At 50.5% G+C, this 3,829-nt stretch carries 5 protein-coding genes; 2 read left to right on the forward strand and 3 right to left on the reverse strand.

The window, feature by feature from the left end; all coding sequences use genetic code 11:
- The first annotated feature begins 110 nt into the window (after positions 1-110).
- Positions 111-560: a hypothetical protein gene (locus Q0294_RS10350; protein WP_299464412.1), complete on the forward strand. Its 450-nt coding sequence runs from the start codon at positions 111-113 to the stop codon at positions 558-560.
- Positions 561-672: 112 nt separating this feature from the next.
- Here Q0294_RS10350 and Q0294_RS10355 read toward each other — a convergent pair whose 3' ends face one another.
- A complete protein-coding gene (locus Q0294_RS10355) occupies positions 673-1,125 on the reverse strand; it encodes a hypothetical protein (RefSeq protein ID WP_299464415.1) in 453 nt (150 codons plus the stop codon).
- Between the two features lie 412 nt (positions 1,126-1,537).
- On the opposite strand from Q0294_RS10355, the gene cls reads away from it, so the two are divergent.
- Positions 1,538-3,007 (forward strand): cardiolipin synthase, encoded by a 1,470-nt coding sequence (gene cls / locus Q0294_RS10360; RefSeq protein WP_299464418.1) that lies wholly within the window; start codon positions 1,538-1,540, stop codon positions 3,005-3,007.
- A 60-nt stretch (positions 3,008-3,067) separates the two neighbouring features.
- Here the strand turns inward: cls and rplT are convergent, their stop codons facing one another.
- Together rplT and rpmI are read right to left on the reverse strand one after the other, a co-directional pair.
- Positions 3,068-3,424, reverse strand: a complete 357-nt coding sequence (gene rplT, locus Q0294_RS10365) for a 50S ribosomal protein L20 (RefSeq protein WP_299464421.1) — start codon at positions 3,422-3,424, stop codon at positions 3,068-3,070.
- A gap of 89 nt (positions 3,425-3,513) precedes the next feature.
- The gene (gene rpmI, locus Q0294_RS10370) at positions 3,514-3,711 is read right to left on the reverse strand and encodes a 50S ribosomal protein L35 (protein ID WP_299464424.1); all 198 of its coding nucleotides are present in this window, start codon (positions 3,709-3,711) and stop codon (positions 3,514-3,516) included.
- Positions 3,712-3,829: the final 118 nt, after the last annotated feature.

A 3,829-nucleotide genomic window follows, 5' to 3' on the forward strand; every position in this document is an offset into this window, starting at 1 on the left:
ATGAGCGTAAGTGCCTCATAGCGATTTCACAGACAACAACTGAGCGAGATACCGGGCCATCTCGATTCTTTCAACATTTCAGAATTGATTGTTAAAGTTAAGGATTCATTATGCCCCCTTGGCCCGGTGGCCCCTGTCCTCAATGCGGAGAGGACATGCCAGCAAAACTGGTTCATTGCCAGACCTGTCGCGAACTGCTGAATGACGATTTAGAGCACGATACTGTCGAGATCCCGGCATTTCACCCACTCAAGGAACTTTCTGTTCGCTGTGACGCTTACCCGATTGGCTTTTATTTCCAATGCCCGCAGTGCCAAAAAGAACTGCGCGTTCACAAAAAGTATCTCGGGAAACAAGTCAGTTGCAAGTTCTGCCAGGCCCCCATTCTTCCGCGAATCGAGTCCGGTAAAACCAGCTCACAGTTTTTTTACACGAGTTGCCCTCACTGTCGTGAAGAATTAAAAATCGCACAAAAATACCTGGGAATGACCGCTTCCTGCAAGTTCTGCCAGGGACATATCCAGCTTCTGGAAAAGCCCGCTGATTCGGTCGACCGTTAAGACTGCACCTGGCGAACATAGACCTTTCAAAAGCAGCAATCACCGTAAACTCAGACGCGGCTTGACCCGTCGTGTTTTCAAAAACACTTTTCGAGAACAGGCCGCTACGGTTTCAGAATCGCGCCCCAGATGTTGATGCTTCCTGTTCTTCAACGTCTGATGCTTTCGCGGAATCCTGATTGCTCTTCCAGGAGACATCGGCCTGAGCAGGTCTCGTTTTGTAAAGTTCTCCTGCCTCGTTAAAGAGCAAGGCAACATTCAAATGCCAGCGATTTCCATTTTCACGTTTCCACAAATCACAGTAGTAAATGGAAGGGCTCGAAGCGAACTCACCCGAGACGCCCGCCGCTTCCAATTGCTGAATGGCCTGATCTTTTGGCGTACCCAGCGGCGCAATTTTGAGGAGTTCTTTTGACTGTTCCTCATATACCATTGGTGCGGGGACGACTTGTCTCAAACCCGTGCATGCCACCATTGCCAGCGTGCCCAGGGTAAAAATCAGTGCCACTTCCAACCTGCGGAACAGATGCCGCCTTCCTGGCATCGATTCGACATTCTTCAACATTCGCTCCCCGCCTCCATGTATGGGAAACACCACAACGAATTCCAGTAAAACCTGATCCTGCCTCTCAGCCGTAATGTACCAGAACAACCTTAAAGTGCGTACGGCAATTTGCCAGACCGTGAGAGCAGGCCGTACTGAACTCTTGCAAAGTCAGCGGGGATATGCATCATAACAGGACCTTGTACTGACTTTGTGACGATTTTCTGCCTGCGAGGTCAAATACAGGGAAAGCCGATGATTCCTGTGTCAGAAACGCGCAAATCAACGACAAAACTATATACTGCATTTACAGTTATGGAAATACTCCAGAAAAACACCTTCGTCAGATCCTGTCAGAAAGAATCGGGGTACCACACGGTTCCCGGACTCAAACATTGAGGTCAGTACCGACCTTTCAACAGCGAGACAACCAATGTTTAATTACCTGTTACTGCATCCTTCAAATATTCTGTTAATCGCACACCCCCTGCTCGTCATCGCGGTTTCGATTCGTGTCATTATGAAACGGCCCGCAACGGGCGTCGCACTGGCGTGGCTGGTACTGATTTCAGCGGTGCCGTTCGTTGGCGTTCTCTTTTATTTGCTCATTGGTGAGCGGCGGATCGGCCGCGGTCGTACCCGAGCCATTGAACGGCTGCGGACTGACTACAAAAAACTTGCAGAAATCGCGACTCAAATGGGAGTCACTAATGTAGACTGGTCGCGTCATTCTTCATCCGTACGTGGCATGAATCAGCTTGGGCTAACTACGATGGGGAGTGCGACTGTCTGCGGGTGCAGCTTACAACTGATTTCCAACACGCAAGAAATTCTGAAACAGATCACCCGGGACGTGGACGCTGCACAGACGAGTATGCTGATGGAGTTTTACATCTGGAACGAAGGTGGCCTGGCCGACGAAGTGCTGGAGGCTGTGATTCGCGCTGCCAGACGAGGTGTTTCCTGCCGCCTGCTGATTGATGCACTCGGTGCCCGCCCCTGGTGGAAAGGCAAACAACCCCAACAGCTCCGGGATGCCGGCATCGAATTGCGGCCAGCTTTACCGGTCGGCATCTTCCGCACGTTTATCGGACGCACCGACTTGCGCGTCCATCGCAAGATCATCGTCATTGATGGTGAGGTGGCCTGGACGGGGAGTATGAACCTTGTAGACCCGCGTTTTTTCAAACAGGGAGCGGGTGTGGGCGAGTGGGTTGATGCCATGGTCCGACTCAAAGGGACCGTTGTGGTCTCACTGGCGGCGACCATGATCGGCGACTGGATACTTGAAACGGGAGAGTCGATCGAAAAGATCGTTCAAAACGCGGGTCTTCACATCATGGAGGACCAGGGCCCTGCAGACATCCAGGTCATCCCTTCAGGTCCGGGAGAGAGCGGTGCTGGCCTGCTGCAAATGTTACTTGCGCTGATCAACGCCGCACAGCAGGAGCTGGTGCTCACCACACCTTATCTGGTACCTGATGAGTCATTACTCAGGGCGCTGCTTGGCGCAGCCGGACGCGGGGTTAAGGTACAATTGATTATTCCGGAGAAAGTGGATTCATTACTCACACGTTATGCCAGCCGTTCCTACTTTGATGAACTGCTGAGCGCCGGAGTGGGAATCTACCTCTATCGAGGAGGATTGCTGCACACGAAATCTGTTATGGCCGACGGTGAAGTTTCAATGTTCGGCACAGCGAATCTTGACATGCGAAGCTTGTGGCTGAACTACGAAGTATCGCTTTTCGTATACGAGTCACAGTTCGCGAAAGAACTGCGATCTTTACAGCAGACCTATCTCGATGATTCAGAACGGCTGGACGCGGTCCAATGGCAAAACCGCTCGTTTAAGGAGCGGTTTCTGGAAAATACATTGCGGCTGGTAAGTCCCTTGCTGTAAAGAGACCCGCTTTGCCAGGTCTGTTCCTGTCCTGTGCAGGAACAGTCGGCCAAGCCAGCTTCAGGCAGCTACCGCAGCCTGAGCAGCTTTCAAAATTTCATCAAAGATATGAGGCTGAGCAATGGCAAGCTCGCTCAGCGACTTGCGATTCAGCGTGATACCGGCTTTAGACAGTCCATTGATGAACTGGGAATAATTTGTTCCACGTTCACGGCAGGCAGCTGTAATTCGAGTGACCCATAGTGCGCGGAAATCGCGCTTGCGTACACGACGGTCACGGTATGCGAATACTCTGGCACGAACCAGCGTCTCTTTTACGGTTCGCAATAATTTACCACGACCGCCAAAATTACCGCGTGCTTCTTTAAACAGTCTTTTCTTTGCTCGACGTCGAGCTGAACCTTTGCGAACTCTCATTATTACTTTCCAACCGAGAAGTTAAAACTCTAATTCTGTCAGGATCGAATCTCCGTACTCAGGCATCACGGGATCCCAGGACAAGCTGATTATGACGGACGAAGTGCGTTCACGATCAGCTTTGCAAAAGCTCCGGTCACAACACCGTCTGCACGAAGTCCGATTTTTCGTTTCGGACTTTTCTTGCTGAGAATGTGACCACGAAAAGCTTTTCTGTGCTTGGCTTTACCAGAAGCAGTAATCTTAAACCGCTTCTTAATTCCTTTGTGTGTCTTTTGCTTAGGCATTATTTTTTCAATCTTCGTAAACGATTCAGAAACGGTATTCGCCTCTGTGAAAACTGAGATTCAGATCGTTAACCTGGGGATACAATTACAACACTCTCTTCGTTCAAAAAAGATGACT

This window comes from uncultured Gimesia sp. (genome assembly GCF_937919775.1).
Taxonomy (GTDB): domain Bacteria; phylum Planctomycetota; class Planctomycetia; order Planctomycetales; family Planctomycetaceae; genus Gimesia.